This is a genomic window from Alteromonas ulvae (genome assembly GCF_048987005.1).
In the GTDB taxonomy this organism is placed as follows: domain Bacteria; phylum Pseudomonadota; class Gammaproteobacteria; order Enterobacterales; family Alteromonadaceae; genus Alteromonas.
The window spans coordinates 3,408,000-3,425,110 of the sequence record NZ_CP185261.1 but is presented as its reverse complement, the minus strand read 5'-3'; the positions used below and the strand labels follow the sequence as shown (position 1 = coordinate 3,425,110).

The window sequence follows — 17,111 nt, the reverse complement described above, 5'->3', positions numbered from 1 at the left end:
TTAACGTGCATACGTGACAGTTACATGTGGTCGGGCACAGTTTTTTAAGTCAAGGAGCTATAATAAAAAGTATGACCACCTAGTGCTTGAAGCTAAGCACCACGCCTAAGCCCGTTCCATTCATGAGTGGGTCGTGTACAAACCACACACGGCCTTCGTGTAGCTTAACAATGGCAGAGACAAGAGACAGCCCCAAGCCGTTGCCTTTACTTGTTCTGCTGCCATCTGCACGATAAAAACGACGTTCTAAGCTCTCCAGTTCGTTCTCTTTTACGCCCATTCCCGCGTCGTTAATGGATATAATGTGATGTGTTTTCGTCGATGTTAATTGCACCACCACACGACTACCATCTGGGGAGTATTTCAGTGCGTTATCGAGCACGTTTGCGACAGCTTGAAACAGCAAGTTGGGGTCTGCAATCATGGTGATGGGCTGCAACGAGCTAGTAAGGGTTATATTTCTGTCCTCCGCTAACGGGTGGTAAAGGTCTACAACATCTTCAACTATCGCCTGTATATTGGTACTGCAAAAGCCTTCTTTTTTGTTGGTGGTCTCCAGCCCGCTTATCCTCAGCAAGCTATTAAACATATTGAGAAGATTATCTGCTTCGTGAGTTGTTTCATCACGCAGCTTATCGTCGTCAATTCGTTCTAGCGTATTGCGTAAACGAGCTAAAGGGGTACGGAGGTCGTGTGCAATACTGTCTGTTACTGTCTTGATATTGTTAACCGAGCTTTCTATGGTATCTAACATTTGGTTAAACACGGCAGACAAACTGCTTAAATCGTCCCAATTACTATCTATTTCTAAACGTTCTTCTAAGTTGCCAGTTTTAATTATTTTGTCTGCGGTTTGGGACATTCGATTAATGCGATTGACCACATAGACGGCTATTGCAAAACTGAGCACGCTCAACATAGAAAGCAGCACCACAATAATCCAGCTAAATGCTCTGCCAAACCATTGGGCGCTATATAAGTCGTCAATTCCACGACCTACAATTAGCGTGTAGTTGCCTAAGGCCACTTCGCGCACTAATGCCTTTCGAAGGGTTTTGCGCTCTCCGCTATTAGGCAGCGAGATAACAATTTCAGCCGTGTTGAAGTTTGCGTGTTCGTGACGCTCTAGAATGAGCGGAATACTGGCAAGATTTCCGGTGACAAACTGTTGGTTTTGACTTAATACCACGAAAGAGCGAACGGACTTGGGGAGTTCGTCGGATGAGGCGCTGGTAGTCGATGCAGAATTATTAGCCATCGTGGAACGTGAAAACTCTCCACTGTCGATGGCTTCTTTTACCGCATCAATACCCAAAGAATTGTATATCTGAGAAAGAGCGGCAATCTTTGCGTTAATCGCCGCCGTAGATTCTGTTATAAAAAGGTCGCTGCTTGTTAGTCGCCAAAAGTAAACAATGAGAATAATTGCTACGCTGGCCAGTGTGGTAAGCAGCGCGCCAACACGAAAACTAGAACTTCTCGTGAAGTCGCGAATTGCTATCATGTAGCGCTATCGGCGATTCGGTAACCCGTACCTCTTACCGTTTCAATGAGGGGAACGTTGAACGCTTTATCCACTTTTTGGCGCAGTCGGCTAATATGCACGTCAATCACGTTGGTCTGGGGGTCAAAGTGGTAATTCCACACTTGCTCAAGCAACATGCTCCGGGTTACTACCTTACCCTTGTGGCGCAGCAGGCACTCAAGTAATTGAAACTCTTTTGACTGCAAATCAATTTCTTGATCTCCACACAGTACCTTGCGGTTAACTAGGTCGAGAGTTAAGTCACCCACTTTAATTAGCGTTTTGTCATCACCTTCTTTTGCGCGACCCGCTAACCCCTCAATGCGGGCGAGCAACTCTTCAAACGCAAATGGCTTAGTCAAATAATCGTTTGCACCTGTGCGCAGACCGCGTACTTTATCTTCCACTTGGCTCTTTGCACTTAGCAGTAGGACTGGAGTGTTGTTGTCGGCTTCCCTCAGTTTTTCTAAAACAGTGAAACCGTCGTATTCTGGAAGCATTACGTCAAGTATCACAACATCAAGCTCATTTGATGTTGCTTCCCTAAAGCCAGATGCTCCGTCACCCGCAGTAATACATTCATGACCTTCGCCCAACAGTCCATTTGCGATGTGCGAGGCAACCTTTGGATCATCTTCTACAAGTAACACTTTCATGATTACACTTCTACTTTTAGGTTGAAACGAAACGTAAGGCCGCTATTGGCTTACGATGTCTTTTACGTGAAAGAAGACAAAAAGCGATCACTTTTACCCCTTTTGAGCGATAAAAATAGCCTTCATTCTAGTGGCCATGTTTAAATCATTTCACCGCGGGTTTTACGCGCATGCGAACGGGAAGGCACTCGACAGCCCCCCTAGTCACGCTTGAAACGCTTACTCGCTGCATAAGGGGTGAAATGTTGTACATCGCCTCGCTCACACTTTATTTGCACACTGCGCCAATATTCTTGAGTCATCAGGTCGCCATGAAGTTTTTTTAAGATATCTTTGAACTTGCGCTTACCAACAATGAAGTGTTCAAATTGTTCTGGAAATACGTCGTTAGGCCCTACTGAGAGTGTATCAATGGCATACGGGTCATCAGATTTGGGTAGCGAGCGGAAGTGTCGTTCATTCATAAGACAAATTTCGTCGTAGTCATAAAATATGACGCGACCGTGGCGCGTGATGCCGAAGTTTTTGTGCAGCATGTCGCCTGGAAAAATATTGGCCATCGCAATTTGTTTTATGCACATACCAAGTTCATCCAATGCGCTTGTTATCTTATCATCATCTGTTTCTTGCTGAAGATAAAGGTTGAGGGGCGTCATTTTGCGTTCAATGTACATATGCTTTATGACGAGCTCATCCTCAGTGAATTCTAAACTGGAAGCGCAAGTTTCTTTGAGCTCTTCAATTAATTCTGGCGCTATTCGGTCAAGTGGAAATCGAAAATTCACATATTCGTGGGTATCGGCCATTCTGCCGATGCGGTCAGACATCTTCACTAGTTTGTAGCAGTCTTTCACGTGCTGTCGTGTGATTTTTTTACTTTCAGCAAATTCATCTTTTATAATTTTAAACACTACGCCGTACGAGGGGAGGTGAAACACCATCATCACCAAGCCCCGTATCCCAGGCGCTGCCTCAAAGTGGTCTTCTGAGGCCTCTAAATGAGAAAGAAAGTTGCGATAAAACACAGTTTTACCGTGTTTGTAATGGCCCAGCGCCATATACAATTCAAAATTCTTTTTATTCGGCAGTAGCTCTTGCAGAAAGGCGGCGACTTCCGCAGGGTTTTGTGTGTCGGCCATAAAATAACTGCGAGCAAAGCCGAAGATAACGCTTAGATCTTTTCTGTCGGTAAGCAGAGCATCTACAAACATATTTGGCGCATTGTAACGACGCATAGCAATGACAAAGGGCAGCGTTTCATCTGGCATACAAATTCGGCCAATCAAATAAGCGGCTTTTCCTCTAAAAAAGGTAGGCTTGAGTATTTCTACAGCCTGCACACTGGCAAGTTGAGATGTCGAAAGGCGAGCGCGCAGTGCGTCTTCCAGATTCTGCAGATCGCGCTCGTAATCTTCAAACGGAATGTTGTACCGATACGTCTTGAAAATAGCTTCATACATCTCTTTCACCGTGGTGGTGGTATCGAAACTATTGATCACTTTATTCCTATCCTGACCGGGTAAAAAGCAGCGACTCGGATGCACAAACATCATGTCATCATCTATTTTTCGGTGTTTGAATATGCGACCAATCACCGAGTTAAAGAAGGTTTCGGCAAGTTCAAATTGTGGATGTCCTTCCAATTGAAGGGCAAAAACTTTCTTTAACTCTTGCCAGAATAAATCGTCTTTTTTGTGTACCGACGTAAGGTGGTAAATCTCGGCAACGGCGTCGGATAAACTTTGCTCATAAATATTGATGCGCTCTCTAGATGCCAATTGGGTTTCTTTCCAGTTACCCTTTTCAAACCGCTGTTGTGCGCCTCGTGTAATTCGAGTAAACCAGCGGTAGCTTTTGTCGAAATGAGATAACACCAGATAGGCGGCCTTTTTGGCTAAGCTTGTTTCTTGGGGCGATAGGATATTTTGCATTAATGTGTTCCTTAGCAAAAGCAAGCGTCAATTGGCTATGTCATCGAACTTTTCATATAGAGGCTGCACTGACAGCGTTGCCTATAAAAAGGTAACGCAGGCAACAGGATGTGGCGCGAAAAAGATCTAATGTAGGTTAATAAAATAATGCAGATGGTACGCAGATGCCACTTGTTTCATCGGTAAGTTGTCGATAATTAGCGACTTATTTTGTTTTCTTATACTTTAGTTTAGGGTACATTCAAAACGTCGACACTACGCAGCGAAGAGTTTTCAATGAGTTTCAATGTCCTAATTTGCGATGATTCACCGTTAGCGCGCAAGATGATGAGAAAAAGTTTGCCTGATGGTTTTGTTGAAAAAGCGTATGAGGTGTCAAACGGAGTTGATGCGCTTGAGGTATTAGCCTACCACTCTATCGATTTGATGTTACTCGACCTGACCATGCCAGTACTTGGTGGAATAAGTGTTTTGGGAGAGATAAAACGCAGAGGTCTAGAGACGTTTGTTATTGTTGTGTCAGGCGATATTCAGCCGTTGATACACAGAAAAGTCGCATCGTTAGGTGCGCTTGATTTTGTCCAGAAGCCGCTCCAGCCTGAGCGCTTACAATCAGTGCTTAAAAAATTTGGTTTCGTTACCACTTTAGAAAAGGAAGTGCTCGCGGGTTAGTTTTTGATAAGTTGGTCGTGTCGCCTTTAAACATAAAGAGTCTCCGCTAAGAGTGGATGTTTTAGGCAGGTTGGTAACCAATGCCGCGTTCTATTTGCACATCACTCGCTCACGTTTATGACTGAATCGCTTATGTAGCTTATTTAAAGGCTACTGTTAGCTTTTGGTTTCTGGAATAGCAGCATCAAAAGACATCACATTATTTGTGTTATTTATTGCATTGTAGTGAGCAAATACGCCTTCCATAAAGGCATACCAAATTGGGTTAGGCTGCCAAATGGCCAGTAAATCATTCTTGGCAATATTTTCATCCTCACCGAGCACGTTCACCCTGTAAAGGTAAGTGAATGAGGCACCGCGCCAATTCAACTTACAGTGGGTAAGCACTTTTTCTGACGCTTTATCTACCCGCTGCATAAACGCAGAGTAGTTTAAAAAATCGGTGAGTACCGGTTTCTCCCACTCAACAGGAACGTTGAAGTAGTTCAATCCTAGTTCCGCAGTATTCATAATCTCCTGAGAGCGATCGCCTGGGATCAGATCGACAACATAGGCAACGCCGTCTTCTTTTAGTAGTGCTAAATGTGCTTTAGCCGGTAACCCAGAGGAGAGCATAAAGTCGTTATTACTTTGAAGGTTGGTCAATGACGTTAAGTTATTAATGTCTTGACTCTCTTCACTTTGCTGTTGTGTTGCTGCCATGGCAGGTGCGCTAGCACTTAACGAGGCTAACGTTCCTAACATGCTCAATATCCCTAAAAAGCCTAAAACAACAGGCGACATTGCCAACATCGAAGAGATCGTTTTTTTTACTGTAACTAAGTTCATAAACTTTCCTATGCGATCAGTGCACTATTGATATTGTGATTACTACTATGACATTAATATGCAATAACGGCTAACTAATGAACACTACAAAAGTCCATCTTGTTAGCAAGGAGAGCTTTTGCAGTGTTCATTGCTTTTAGTGGGCACTATTATCTATTGCATAGGCACCGTATTAGAACATTCTTGTTCTCCATGAATTCTACTTATCCATATGAACCACAGATCGAATGCTTTCACCTTTATGCATTAGGTCAAACGCTTCGTTGATCTCGTTTAGCCCCATGGTGTGAGTGATAAATTCCTGTAGGCCAAATTCACCGTTTAAGTATTGCTCTACAATTCCAGGCAACTGTGAGCGACCTTTTACGCCACCAAAGGCAGAACCGCGCCACACTCGACCGGTAACAAGCTGAAAAGGTCTGGTTGAAATTTCTTGGCCAGCCCCCGCCACACCAATAATAACCGACTCTCCCCACCCCTTGTGACAACATTCGAGTGCTGAGCGCATTACATCAACATTACCGATACATTCAAACGAATAGTCTACGCCGCCATCAGTAAGCTCAACAATGACATCTTGAATGGGTTTGTCGTAATCGTTTGGATTCACCAAGTCGGTAGCGCCGAGTTGTTTCGCTAATTCGAATTTACTCTCGTTTATGTCAATGCCAATTATGCGTTTTGCACCCGCCATACGCGCACCGATTATTGCTGACAGTCCAATACCACCTAATCCAAAAATGGCTACCGTGTCGCCTTCTTGCACTTTCGCCGTATTTAAAACCGCGCCCATACCGGTAGTGACACCACAACCTAATAAGCACACCTCTTCAAGGGGGGCGTTCTTGTTGACTTTAGCTAACGAGATATCTGGCAAAACAGTGAACTCAGAAAACGTGGAGCAGCCCATGTAGTGATAAATCGGCTCGCCGTCTTTCGAGAAGCGGCTTGTTCCGTCAGGCATTAAGCCTTTTCCTTGAGTAGCTCGCACTGCCTGACATAAGTTGGTTTTGCCTGACGTACAGAATTTACATTCGCCGCATTCAGCGGTGTAAAGAGGAATAACGTGATCGCCAACCTCTACGCTTGTTACTCCCTCACCTACCATTTCGACAATACCGCCACCCTCATGGCCAAGTACTGACGGAAAAACACCTTCAGGATCTTCACCTGATAAGGTAAATGCATCGGTGTGGCAGACACCGGTCGCCTTTATACGGACTAATACTTCGCCTTTTTTGGGCAACTCAACATCTATCTCTTCCATTTTAAGTGGCTCGCCGGGGCCCCACGCCACTGCTGCTTTGGATTTTATATGCGTTTGGCCTACTTCTAATGAATCTTGAAACGAGCTCATACTTTACTCCTGTTCTTACCATTCGAGTTAGTGATGTTTGATGGTGTGAGTATAGGAGAGGTAGAGCGATTGATAAATACAGATTTAGTAAATCACTATTTCTTATTTGTAATAATAGTGAAAGCACCATAGGCTTTTGGCTGTTCTGTTGTCTATTTTATCGAGCAAGAGACTGGGCCATCGGCTCATCAAAAAAAAGCCAAACACTCAATCAAATACTTAGTTTAAAAGAGTGGATTAAAAAGAATGATTTCGACAAATAATTAGCTTTATACACGAGGCATAGCGGTGAAAAATTTAGATGGTATTGTTGAGTTTTGTAACGTTGCGAATGTGGGTAATTTTACCGGCGCGGCCAATAAGTTAGATACCTCAGTAGCGCAAATCAGTCGAAAAGTTGCTGCGTTAGAAAAACGACTTGGAGTAAAGTTGCTGCAACGAACGACGCGAAATGTGTCGTTAACTGAAGCGGGTGCGCTGTACTTGGAACAAACTAACCCAGCGTTAGCCATGCTTGAAAACGCTCAGCTCACAGTGAGTGCGCTGCAGCAATCTCCACAGGGACTGATCAAGCTAACTGCGCCGGTGGCTTTTGGTGAAGCATTTGTTGCTCCGTTGCTGAACAAGTTTCTTGCTATCTATTCTGGTATCAGTGTGCAGTGCACATTTTCTAACGATAGACTGGACATTATTGAACAGGGACTCGATTTAGCAATACGTATTGGTAAACTTGACAATTCTTCACTCATTGCAAAAAAATTGGCCACGCGACAGCTATATGTCTGTGGGAGTCGAGAATACCTTCAGACCACATCAATACCTCGTACCCTTGACGATTTAAAACAGCATAGCCTGTTAGTAGGTTCCCAGCCCCAGTGGCGTTTTCTTATCAATCAGCAAGTTACTACTTTGAATGTAAACGGTCGAGTGCGCTATAACAGTGGAAATGCACTAAAAGCAGCTGCGCTTAACGGATTAGGGTTAACGCAACTTCCCGGGTTTTATGTAAGAGATGCCATCACTCAAGGACACCTTATAGAGGTCTTACCAGACTATAAAGATAATCAAGAAGCCATTTGGGCCGTGTTTCCATCTAACCGAAATGTGGCACCAAAAATTAGGCTGCTTGTCGATTTTCTGTCCGAAAACCTCACCGATGACCGCTAATATTACGTTAATTAGCTTTTTATGTACGAAAAAGAAATGTTTCGATTTTAGTATTGCACTTTATGCAATACAGTGTGGTGAAAACTGCGGTTGACAGATAGACGTCTATACGGCAAATTGAGCCTATGAAAAAGAGCTCAGCAATTCGCACGATGACCATGTTCATTACCACCCCAAGCAGGGCGGTCGGTGACTAGTGCGAATAAGCAAAAGACAACGAAAGCCCGCCTCAACCAGAGCGGGTTTTTTTTTAGACACGTTTTAGCATGCGCAACCTTAAGGAGTAGCATATGAAAGTCTTAAAGTTTGGAGGGTCTTCTCTAGCCGATGCACCGCGATATTTACGGGTGACAGAGATTAGCATGGCTACTCACCAGACCGACGGTGCTGCCGTTGTACTCTCGGCCCCTAAAGGGGTAACCAATGCGCTTTCATTATTGTGCGAACAAGCAGCCGGTGGCGAAGATTTTCAGCCGCTACTTGATAAGCTAAACGATACAGTGACAGGCATCGCTAACAGCTTAAATGATGAGTTAGACGGTTTTGAATACAACCACGTTATTACTTTTATCGACAGTCAGCTTGCTGTACTCAAGAAACATCTACAGGGCATTAATCTGCTCGGAGTGGCCCCTGATAACGTGGCAGCGGGCATTTTAAGTATTGGTGAGTACATTTCGGTAACACTCTTTAGTGCCATTCTCACTGCGAAAGGGGTGACTAATCGCATCATCGACCCCGTGACTTACATTCTTGCTGATGGTGAGTACTTAGATAGCATTGCCGATGTGTCGCTTAGTAAGGCACGATTTACGGACGTTCCAGTTGATGGCAGTGAATTTCTTATCATGCCAGGGTTTGTCGCTGCAAACGAAGAAGGGCAGAAAGTCACGTTGGGTCGAAACGGTTCTGATTACTCAGCGGCTATTCTTGCCGCGTGTATCGACGCTAGCTGCTGCGAAATTTGGACTGATGTTGACGGCGTTTACAATGCGGATCCGAATCAAGTCGAGGGCGCAGTACTACTTGATAAACTTACCTATCAAGAAGCGATGGAGTTATCTTATTTTGGCGCAAAAGTTCTGCATCCAAAAACAATAGGCCCTATTGCTCAGCATCATATACCGTGCCTTATTCGAAATACCCTTAATCCAGCGGCTCCTGGAACGCTTATCAGCAATGAGAAAAGTGAAAAGTGGACGTCGGTAAAAGGTATATCGCAGCTTGATAATGTCACTATGTTTAACGTGGCAGGGCCTGGCCTTAAAGGCATGGTGGGAATGGCAAGCCGCGTATTCGAAGTTATGTCGAACGCCAATATCTCAATCAGCCTTATTACCCAGTCGTCTTCTGAATACTCTATTAGCTTTTGTATACAGAGCAAAGACGCAAATAAAGCCCTCAACTTGCTTGAAGATGCGTTTGCGTTAGAGCTACAAAATCAATTACTCGACCCGATTGAAGTGCGCAACGACCTTGCCATCGTCACGCTAGTTGGCGACGGTATGCGTCAGACTAAAGGGCTTGCGGCTCGTTTCTTTAATTCATTAGCGCAAGCACGAGTGAATAATGTCGCGATAGCGCAGGGTTCTTCTGAACGCTCTATTTCTACTGTGATAGAGACTAAGCGAGCGAAAAAAGCGGTGAAGGTTATTCATCAAAACTTTTTCTCAGACCGGCACACAATCGACGTATTTCTCGTAGGTTGCGGTAACGTAGGAAGCGAACTATTAGCGCAAATTGCAAAGCAGCAGCCCTCATTGCTAGCGCGTAATATACAGTTGCGCGTATACGGCATGGCAAATAGCCGCAAGTTGTTACTCAACAGCCAAGGTATTGACTTAAACGGTGATTGGAAAGCCGCACTAGAGTCTGCCCGCGAAGGGTTGAGTGTCGAGCGTCTTGATCAGTTTGTGAATGACAACAGCTTAGTGAACCCTGTTATCGTGGATTGTACCAGTCATGAAGCTATTGCAAATCAATACGTAGACATGATGGAAAGTGGATTCCACGTGGTAACGCCAAACAAAAAGGCGAATACCTCAGCCATGGAATATTACCGCAAGCTAAGAAAAACGGCTCAAGCGACCAACCGTCAGTACCTTTATGAAACGACTGTAGGGGCTGGGCTACCGGTTATCGATAACCTTCAAAAGCTGTTTAGCGCTGGCGATGTTCTCCATCGCTTTGAAGGCATACTTTCTGGCAGCTTATCCTATGTTTTCGGAAAGCTGGACGAAGGAATGACGCTTTCTCAGGCGACCAAAACCGCTAAGCAAAACGGCTTTACTGAGCCAGATCCACGTGACGACCTCAGCGGCATGGATGTAGCACGCAAGCTTTTAATTATGGCCCGTGAAGCAGACCTTGCGTTAGAGCTGTCTGATATTGAGATTGAATCTGTATTGCCTCCAGGCTTTGCAGAAACCTGCTCGGTTGATGAGTTTATGACTCAACTACTAGAGCTTGATGAGGGGTTTGCAGAGCGCGTTAAAAACGCCAAGGTCGAGGGCAAGGTATTGCGCTACATTGGCAGTATTGAAGATGGAAAATGCAAGGTTAGTATTCAAGCTGTGGCTCCAAGCAATCCGCTGTCTCAAGTGAAAGACGGCGAAAATGCACTAGCAATTAACAGTGATTATTACAACCCTATTCCCTATGTGATACGCGGCTACGGGGCCGGCGGTACAGTAACCGCGGCCGGTGTGTTTGCAGATATTTTGCGAACGATGCCTTGGAAACAAATGGCGTACTAAGCGCAAAAAAGTAATTAGTAGGAATACGAATATGAAAGCAATACGTGCCTATGCGCCGGCCTCAATTGGTAATGTTAGTTTGGGCTTTGATGTCCTTGGTGCTGCACTTGCGCCGGTGGATGGCACTAGACTAGGTGATGAGGTAGAGGTAAAAGAAGCGGCACATTTTTCACTTGAAACGATAGGGGCTTTTGCGCACAAATTACCTAGTGATGCCGACAGCAACATAGTCACAAAGTGCTATCATTACTTTTGCGAAAAAATGCTAAATGAAGGCAAGCCGGTATCGCCTGTTGCTATCACATTGAATAAAAATCTACCCATTGGCAGTGGCTTGGGCTCAAGCGCGAGTTCAATTGTGGCTGCCTTCGCTGCGTTAAACGCTTTCTTTGATAGCCCATTCGATAACGATACCTTGTTAACCATGATGGGGGAGTTAGAGGGGCAGATCAGTGGCAGTGTTCATTACGACAACGTGGCGCCCTGTTTCCTCGGCGGTATGACGCTAATGACGGGCTCACTATCGCCGGTTACGCTATCGCTACCCCTTAATGACCAGTGGTACTATGCTATTTGCTATTCTGGTATCAGCGTATCGACGGCAGCAGCAAGAGATATTTTGCCCAAGCAGGTGGATATGGCAACCGCATTGACCTTTGGTCGTCAGCTGGGTGTGTTTGTTCATGCATTACATACAAACGCATTTTCTCTTGCTGCATCGGTGATGAAAGACGTTATCGCTGAACCTTACAGGAAATCATTGTTGCCAGGTTTTGATAAAGCACGAGCATACAGTGAGCGCGAAGGTGCACTAGCCTTTGGAATTTCGGGGTCTGGACCCACCGTGTTTGCCGTATGTAATAGCCAATCTCAAGCTGAAATAATTGCAGCTTACTTAGATAAACATTATGTGCAAAATGACGATGGTTTTAGCCATGTATGTCAAATTCCAACGCTGGGGACGCTGATATCAAAGGCCTGATACAGCATAAAGCTTAGCCCAAAAGGCAAACAGTCGTGAATAAGACTGACACAAGGCCGAATGGCCGTGGTAAGAATTTAAGAAGGTAAATAAAAGTGGAATTGGTAAATTTAAAAGATTCATCAGATACTGCAAGCTTTGCAGAAGCGGTAAAACGCGGCTTGGGTAAACATCAGGGGCTGTATTTCCCGGAGAAAATTCCAGCCTTACCTGATATTGATGGTCTGTTGGAGAAGCCTTTTGTTGAGCGCAGTATTGAAGTACTTCACACGCTTATTGGCGACGAGTTAGCAGAGGGTGAGCTTAACGCTATTGTCGAAACTGCATTTTCATTTGGTGCGCCGGTTGAAAAAATTAATGACAATATTTATTCGCTTGAACTCTTTCACGGTCCGACGCTGGCATTTAAAGATTTCGGCGGGCGCTTTATGGCGCAAACCTTATCTCGCATCAGTGAAGGTAAGCCGATCACTATTTTAACTGCAACCTCAGGTGACACTGGCGCTGCCGTAGCTCACGCATTCCACGGTATTGAAAATATTAACGTGGTGATTCTTTTTCCAAAGGGAAAAATCAGCAAGCTACAAGAAAAGCTATTCACTACGTTAGGCGGCAATATTCACACGGTTGCCATTGAAGCCGATTTTGATGCTTGTCAATCGCTAGTGAAATCAGCATTTGACGACCCAGAGGTGCGCAAAGGTTTACATTTAAACTCCGCTAACTCGATTAACATCAGTCGTTTGTTGGCTCAAGTATGCTATTACTTCGAGGCGATAAGCCAGTTGCCAAAAGAGAAGCGCGACCAGGTGGTAATTTCAGTGCCTAGCGGTAACTTTGGTAACTTAACCGCGGGTATGATTGCTAAAGCAATGGGGCTGCCGATTAAGCGCTTTATTGCTGCGACAAACCTCAATGATACCGTTCCACGTTATTTGAAAACGGGAGAGTGGGATCCAAAGTCAACAGTGGCCACTATCTCCAATGCCATGGACGTAAGTCAGCCGAATAATTGGCCCCGCATTGAAGCCCTTATTGAGCGCGGGTATATCGACAAAGCGTGTTTAAAAGGCGAAATGGTTGACGAGGAATACACTCAGTTAGCTATGCGTCAATTAGCACAACAGGGCTACACGAGCGAACCTCATGCTGCTATTGCCTACCGCGCAGTGAGTCATGACTTGGAGGAGGGCGAAATTGGCCTGTTCCTAGGTACTGCTCATCCTGCGAAGTTCCGCGAGACGGTAGAAAACGTATTAGGAAACCCAATCAGCTTACCTAAGCCCCTTGCTGATGTGGCGGGTGAAGATAGCTTAGCCGTCGATTTGCCGGCAACGTATGAGGCACTAAAGCAACACATGATGAGTCTTTTGAAGCCATGATCACGTGGACAGAGGCATTAGCACAAGAAAAAGCGGCACCGTATTTCCGAGAGTTAATGTTACATGTTCAGGCAGAAAGAGAAGCGGGTAAGGTTATTTACCCGCCAAAAGAAGATGTGTTCAACGCCTTTGCTATGACGGCATTGGAAGACATTCGTGTCGTCATACTGGGTCAAGATCCCTATCATGGTCCACATCAGGCACACGGGCTCTGCTTTTCTGTTCTGCCAGGGGTTAAAATTCCACCTTCTCTTAGAAATATCTATAAAGAATTGGCCGACGATATAGACGGTTTCACTATGCCAAACCACGGCACATTGTCGCCCTGGGCTGAACAAGGCGTGTTGTTATTAAACACGGTGCTGACTGTGGAGCAGGGAAAAGCCCATAGCCATGCCAAATTAGGGTGGGAGACCTTTACCGATAAAGTGATAGAGGTTGTAAACCATCATTGTTCCAATGTGGTTTTTCTGCTGTGGGGCAGTCACGCTCAAAAGAAAGGTAATACTATTAACCGTGAAAAACATCATGTTTTACACGCGCCTCATCCATCTCCGCTGTCAGCACACAGAGGTTTTTTTGGAAGTAAACCTTTTAGCCAAACAAACGTCCTGTTAATTGAATCGGGTAAAGTGCCCATTCAATGGCAGGTCTGAATGCTGACAATACGTTACTACACTTATCCTAGGTGCATAGCAAAAAGCCGCCTGAACTACATTCAGGCGGCTTTTTGCTATCGTTCTAGTGTTTCGAGTTCGTACTCAAAACCACAATCTAACTCAGCGAGTTCTTTTTCTAACTTGTAGCGATCCTGTAGCGCCTCGATTTCTCTCCATTTTCTTTTTTTACTTTTTGTTTTTGCTGGGCTTGCTTCGATGTCTAATATGGCAAATAGATCTGATTTATCCATTGGGATCTCCTTTGTACACCACTACAACTAATACAGAGCAATTGAGTAATTTCCCTCTGTATGTCTTTTATCACAGCCACCTTTAAAATAAAATAGTTTTATTTACTTTTTATTAACAAGGTGTTGCATTTTTATTACACTGGTTAAGGCGCGTGAGATCTATTTTCAGCGTGTAAACTACTAATGGGCTTATGAGTTGATTCACAAGTTGTCCAACAAAAACGGCCGGGTACTAGCCGGCCGTTCAGTTTATTATTTGCACCAAAGAGGGGTGGTTACCCCATATTTTCCTTACTTTGGTGCATTCGCTGCTCTGAAGCGGGCAATCAATTGTTGCGTTGAAGCGTCAAAGTTGTTTTTGTCTGCTTCGCCTTGAATGCCTGCAAGCACTTGGTTTCCAAGTGCTTTTCCTAACTCTACGCCCCATTGGTCGAAGGAGTTAAGGTTCCAGATAACGCCCTGAACGAATACCTTATGTTCATACATTGCAACCAGCGCGCCAAGTGTTTTAGGCGTAAGGCTATCAAACAAAAAAGTATTGCTCGGTTTATTACCCGGCATGGTTTTATGAGCAGCGAGACGTTTGCGCTCTGTATCGTCAAGGCCCTGACCTTCAAGGTCTTCATAGCATGCTTCAAAGGTTTTACCCTGCATCAGTGCTTGAGTTTGGCCAAAGCAGTTAGAGGCCAACATGGCATGATGAGTGTCATCTTGATTGGGCACGTTTAACGGCAACATGAAATCGGCAGGAATGATGCCAGAGCCTTGGTGGATAAGTTGGTGGAAACTGTGCTGACCGTTAGTACCTTCACTGCCCCAAATAATTGGGCCTGTAGGGTAGTCAACGCTTTCGCCTGCTTGAGTCACCTCTTTACCATTACTCTCCATATCCAGCTGCTGTACATAAGCTGGAAGGCCACGCAAATAGTGATAGTAGGGAAGAAGAACATGAGATTGTGCATCAAAGAAATTGCGATACCAAACGCCGAGGAGGCCTAAAAGTACCGGCATGTTTTCTTCAAGAGGCGCGGTGGTGAAATGGGTATCCATTTCAAAGGCACCTTCAAGCAGTGCTTTGTAGTTATCAAACCCAAGTGCCAATGAAATAGGAAGACCAATAGCAGACCACAGTGAGTAGCGCCCGCCAACCCAGTCCCACATTGGGAAGATGTTGTCCTCACTAATTCCGAAGTCGGTAGCCGCTTTAACGTTCGAAGATACAGCAACAAAGTGTTTTGCTATGTCTTGCTGCGTGCCACCTGATTTTAAGAACCATTCTTTGGCCGTGAGGGTATTTTGTAGCGTTTCTTGCGTCGTAAATGACTTAGAAGACATGACAACAAGGGTTTCTTCAAAATCTACACTTGAGAGCACGTCGTGAATGTGACAGCCATCAACGTTGGCGACGAAGTGCACGTTAACGGCATCAACAGTGTGAGGCTTAAGCGCCTCAGTCATGATCTTAGGGCCTAAGAACGAGCCGCCGATACCAATTGCAACAATATGCTTAACGGGCTTGCCGGTGTAACCTTTGTGCTGGCCACTGTGAACCGACTCGGTAAAGGCTTTCATTTTCTCAAGCGTTGCATGCACTTCAGGCATGACATCTTCACCGTCAACCATTACTGGGCGGTCAGAGAAGTTGCGCAGTGCAGTATGCAATACCGCGCGGCCTTCGGTGGTATTAATGTGTTCACCTTCGAACATGCTTGTTCGAATTGTTTCTAAATTACATGCACGGGCTAACTCGAAAAGTGAAGAAAGCGCATCGTCGTTTACACGGTTTTTAGAATAATCTAAATAAATGCCGCATGCGTTAAGCGTCATCTTTTCAGCGCGTTCATTGTCAGACGCAAACCAGTCTCGCATGTGTGCGCTTTTCACCGTCTCGGCTATCTTACTTAACTTTTTCCACTCGGGTAGTGATGTTAATACGCTCATCGTAGTTTGGTCCTTACGCATTCAGTTTTTCGCGAAGCAGAGTCTCAAGTTTATCTTGGTCTGCAGCAAAGTTACGGATACCTTCAGATAATTTTTCTGTTGCCATTGCGTCTTGGTTCATGTCCCAACGGAATTCACTTTCTGTTAAGCGCGGACCAGGCGTTTGAGTTGCGCCATTGTCTTTAAGCATCACCTCAAGCTCACCCGGTTCATTGGCGAGTTCTTCAAGTAAAGCAGGGCTAATGGTTAAGCGATCGCACCCTGCCAATGCCTGAATTTCACCAATATTGCGGAAGCTAGCACCCATGACTACAGTGTTGTAGCCGTGGTCTTTGTAGTAGTTATAAATGCTGGTTACCGATACTACGCCTGGGTCTTCAGTGGGAGAATAAGACTCTTTACCTGTTGACTTTTTGTACCAATCTAGAATACGGCCCACAAAAGGAGAAATAAGATAAGCGCCTGCCTCAGCACATGCTCTTGCCTGTGCGAAACTGAATAACAAAGTAAGGTTGCACTGAATACCTTGTTTTTCTAAAACCTCTGCCGCTTGAATGCCTTCCCACGTCGATGCAATTTTAATAAGAATGCGCGACTTATCGATGCCTGCGTCTTTGTAAAGTTGAACTAGGCGTTCTGCTTTCTCGATAGTGGCTGCGGTATCAAAAGATAAGCGTGCATCCACTTCGGTAGAAATACGACCGGGAATAGTGTCAGAAATTTCTTTACCAATAGCCACAGCGAGTTTGTCTGATGCATCAATAAGCTGCTGCTCGGCATCGTTAGACTGCAATTTTGCCCAGGCTACGGCGTCGTCAATCAAGCTTGCATACTGTGGTAAGCCAGCCGCTTTTAACAATAAAGACGGATTAGTAGTAGCGTCGACAGGCTGGTATTTTTTTATAGCGTCAATGTCACCGGTGTCGGCAACAACGGTGGTGATATCACGTAACGATGCTAGCTGATTGCTCATAGTTCTCTCTATTAGTCATTCAAAATTTTAC

The 17,111-nt window shown here is 45.0% G+C and carries 14 protein-coding genes; 6 read left to right on the top strand and 8 right to left on the bottom strand.

The window, feature by feature from the left end; all coding sequences use genetic code 11:
* Nucleotides 1–79: 79 nt before the first annotated feature.
* The 3 genes from ACOJR9_RS14910 to aceK form a co-directional block, all read right to left on the bottom strand.
* A complete protein-coding gene (locus tag ACOJR9_RS14910; protein ID WP_420933712.1) occupies nucleotides 80–1,504 on the bottom strand; it encodes a sensor histidine kinase in 1,425 nt (474 codons plus the stop codon).
* Nucleotides 1,501–2,181: a response regulator transcription factor gene (locus tag ACOJR9_RS14905; RefSeq protein ID WP_420933711.1), complete on the bottom strand. Its 681-nt coding sequence runs from the start codon at nucleotides 2,179–2,181 to the stop codon at nucleotides 1,501–1,503. Before ACOJR9_RS14905 ends, ACOJR9_RS14910 begins: the two co-directional genes overlap by 4 nt.
* Nucleotides 2,182–2,381: 200 nt before the next feature.
* Nucleotides 2,382–4,112, bottom strand: coding sequence for a bifunctional isocitrate dehydrogenase kinase/phosphatase (gene aceK, locus ACOJR9_RS14900; RefSeq protein ID WP_420933710.1), 1,731 nt, complete (start codon nucleotides 4,110–4,112; stop codon nucleotides 2,382–2,384).
* Between the two features lie 276 nt (nucleotides 4,113–4,388).
* Between aceK and ACOJR9_RS14895 the strand changes: the two genes are divergently transcribed.
* Nucleotides 4,389–4,784, top strand: a complete 396-nt coding sequence (locus ACOJR9_RS14895) for a response regulator (RefSeq protein ID WP_420933709.1) — start codon at nucleotides 4,389–4,391, stop codon at nucleotides 4,782–4,784.
* Between the two features lie 156 nt (nucleotides 4,785–4,940).
* Here the strand turns inward: ACOJR9_RS14895 and ACOJR9_RS14890 are convergent, their stop codons facing one another.
* Both ACOJR9_RS14890 and ACOJR9_RS14885 read right to left on the bottom strand, forming a co-directional pair.
* Nucleotides 4,941–5,612, bottom strand: coding sequence for a hypothetical protein (locus ACOJR9_RS14890; protein WP_420933708.1), 672 nt, complete (start codon nucleotides 5,610–5,612; stop codon nucleotides 4,941–4,943).
* Nucleotides 5,613–5,811: 199 nt separating this feature from the next.
* Nucleotides 5,812–6,969: an S-(hydroxymethyl)glutathione dehydrogenase/class III alcohol dehydrogenase gene (locus ACOJR9_RS14885; RefSeq protein ID WP_420933707.1), complete on the bottom strand. Its 1,158-nt coding sequence runs from the start codon at nucleotides 6,967–6,969 to the stop codon at nucleotides 5,812–5,814.
* Nucleotides 6,970–7,257: 288 nt separating this feature from the next.
* On the opposite strand from ACOJR9_RS14885, the gene ACOJR9_RS14880 reads away from it, so the two are divergent.
* From ACOJR9_RS14880 to ung, 5 genes are all read left to right on the top strand, one after another.
* Nucleotides 7,258–8,136: a LysR family transcriptional regulator gene (locus tag ACOJR9_RS14880; protein WP_420933706.1), complete on the top strand. Its 879-nt coding sequence runs from the start codon at nucleotides 7,258–7,260 to the stop codon at nucleotides 8,134–8,136.
* A 290-nt stretch (nucleotides 8,137–8,426) separates the two neighbouring features.
* Nucleotides 8,427–10,892 carry a bifunctional aspartate kinase/homoserine dehydrogenase I gene (gene thrA / locus ACOJR9_RS14875; RefSeq protein WP_420933705.1) on the top strand — a complete coding sequence of 822 codons (2,466 nt, stop codon included), beginning with the start codon at nucleotides 8,427–8,429 and terminating at the stop codon, nucleotides 10,890–10,892.
* A gap of 31 nt (nucleotides 10,893–10,923) precedes the next feature.
* A complete protein-coding gene (gene thrB, locus ACOJR9_RS14870; RefSeq protein ID WP_420933704.1) occupies nucleotides 10,924–11,874 on the top strand; it encodes a homoserine kinase in 951 nt (316 codons plus the stop codon).
* Between the two features lie 95 nt (nucleotides 11,875–11,969).
* Nucleotides 11,970–13,256 carry a threonine synthase gene (gene thrC / locus ACOJR9_RS14865; protein WP_420933703.1) on the top strand — a complete coding sequence of 429 codons (1,287 nt, stop codon included), beginning with the start codon at nucleotides 11,970–11,972 and terminating at the stop codon, nucleotides 13,254–13,256.
* The gene (gene ung, locus ACOJR9_RS14860) at nucleotides 13,253–13,912 is read left to right on the top strand and encodes a uracil-DNA glycosylase (RefSeq protein WP_420933702.1); all 660 of its coding nucleotides are present in this window, start codon (nucleotides 13,253–13,255) and stop codon (nucleotides 13,910–13,912) included. The genes thrC and ung overlap by 4 nt, the downstream gene beginning before the upstream one ends.
* Before the next feature lie 77 nt (nucleotides 13,913–13,989).
* Here the strand turns inward: ung and ACOJR9_RS14855 are convergent, their stop codons facing one another.
* From ACOJR9_RS14855 to tal, 3 genes are all read right to left on the bottom strand, one after another.
* Nucleotides 13,990–14,166, bottom strand: coding sequence for a DUF3545 family protein (locus ACOJR9_RS14855; RefSeq protein WP_420933701.1), 177 nt, complete (start codon nucleotides 14,164–14,166; stop codon nucleotides 13,990–13,992).
* A 291-nt stretch (nucleotides 14,167–14,457) separates the two neighbouring features.
* Nucleotides 14,458–16,107, bottom strand: coding sequence for a glucose-6-phosphate isomerase (gene pgi / locus ACOJR9_RS14850; RefSeq protein WP_420933700.1), 1,650 nt, complete (start codon nucleotides 16,105–16,107; stop codon nucleotides 14,458–14,460).
* Between the two features lie 13 nt (nucleotides 16,108–16,120).
* Nucleotides 16,121–17,080: a transaldolase gene (gene tal / locus ACOJR9_RS14845; protein ID WP_420933699.1), complete on the bottom strand. Its 960-nt coding sequence runs from the start codon at nucleotides 17,078–17,080 to the stop codon at nucleotides 16,121–16,123.
* Nucleotides 17,081–17,111: the final 31 nt, after the last annotated feature.

What these genes read in the sequence shown, in the direction of transcription:
- ACOJR9_RS14910 (WP_420933712.1), bottom strand. Translation starts at nt 1,504, where the DNA reads ATGATAGCAATTCGCGACTTCACGAGAAGTTCTAGTTTTCGTGTTGGC.
- ACOJR9_RS14905 (WP_420933711.1), bottom strand. Translation starts at nt 2,181, where the DNA reads ATGAAAGTGTTACTTGTAGAAGATGATCCAAAGGTTGCCTCGCACATC.
- aceK (WP_420933710.1), bottom strand. Translation starts at nt 4,112, where the DNA reads ATGCAAAATATCCTATCGCCCCAAGAAACAAGCTTAGCCAAAAAGGCC.
- ACOJR9_RS14895 (WP_420933709.1), top strand. Translation starts at nt 4,389, where the DNA reads ATGAGTTTCAATGTCCTAATTTGCGATGATTCACCGTTAGCGCGCAAG.
- ACOJR9_RS14890 (WP_420933708.1), bottom strand. Translation starts at nt 5,612, where the DNA reads ATGAACTTAGTTACAGTAAAAAAAACGATCTCTTCGATGTTGGCAATG.
- ACOJR9_RS14885 (WP_420933707.1), bottom strand. Translation starts at nt 6,969, where the DNA reads ATGAGCTCGTTTCAAGATTCATTAGAAGTAGGCCAAACGCATATAAAA.
- thrA (WP_420933705.1), top strand. Translation starts at nt 8,427, where the DNA reads ATGAAAGTCTTAAAGTTTGGAGGGTCTTCTCTAGCCGATGCACCGCGA.
- thrB (WP_420933704.1), top strand. Translation starts at nt 10,924, where the DNA reads ATGAAAGCAATACGTGCCTATGCGCCGGCCTCAATTGGTAATGTTAGT.
- ung (WP_420933702.1), top strand. Translation starts at nt 13,253, where the DNA reads ATGATCACGTGGACAGAGGCATTAGCACAAGAAAAAGCGGCACCGTAT.
- ACOJR9_RS14855 (WP_420933701.1), bottom strand. Translation starts at nt 14,166, where the DNA reads ATGGATAAATCAGATCTATTTGCCATATTAGACATCGAAGCAAGCCCA.
- pgi (WP_420933700.1), bottom strand. Translation starts at nt 16,107, where the DNA reads ATGAGCGTATTAACATCACTACCCGAGTGGAAAAAGTTAAGTAAGATA.
- tal (WP_420933699.1), bottom strand. Translation starts at nt 17,080, where the DNA reads ATGAGCAATCAGCTAGCATCGTTACGTGATATCACCACCGTTGTTGCC.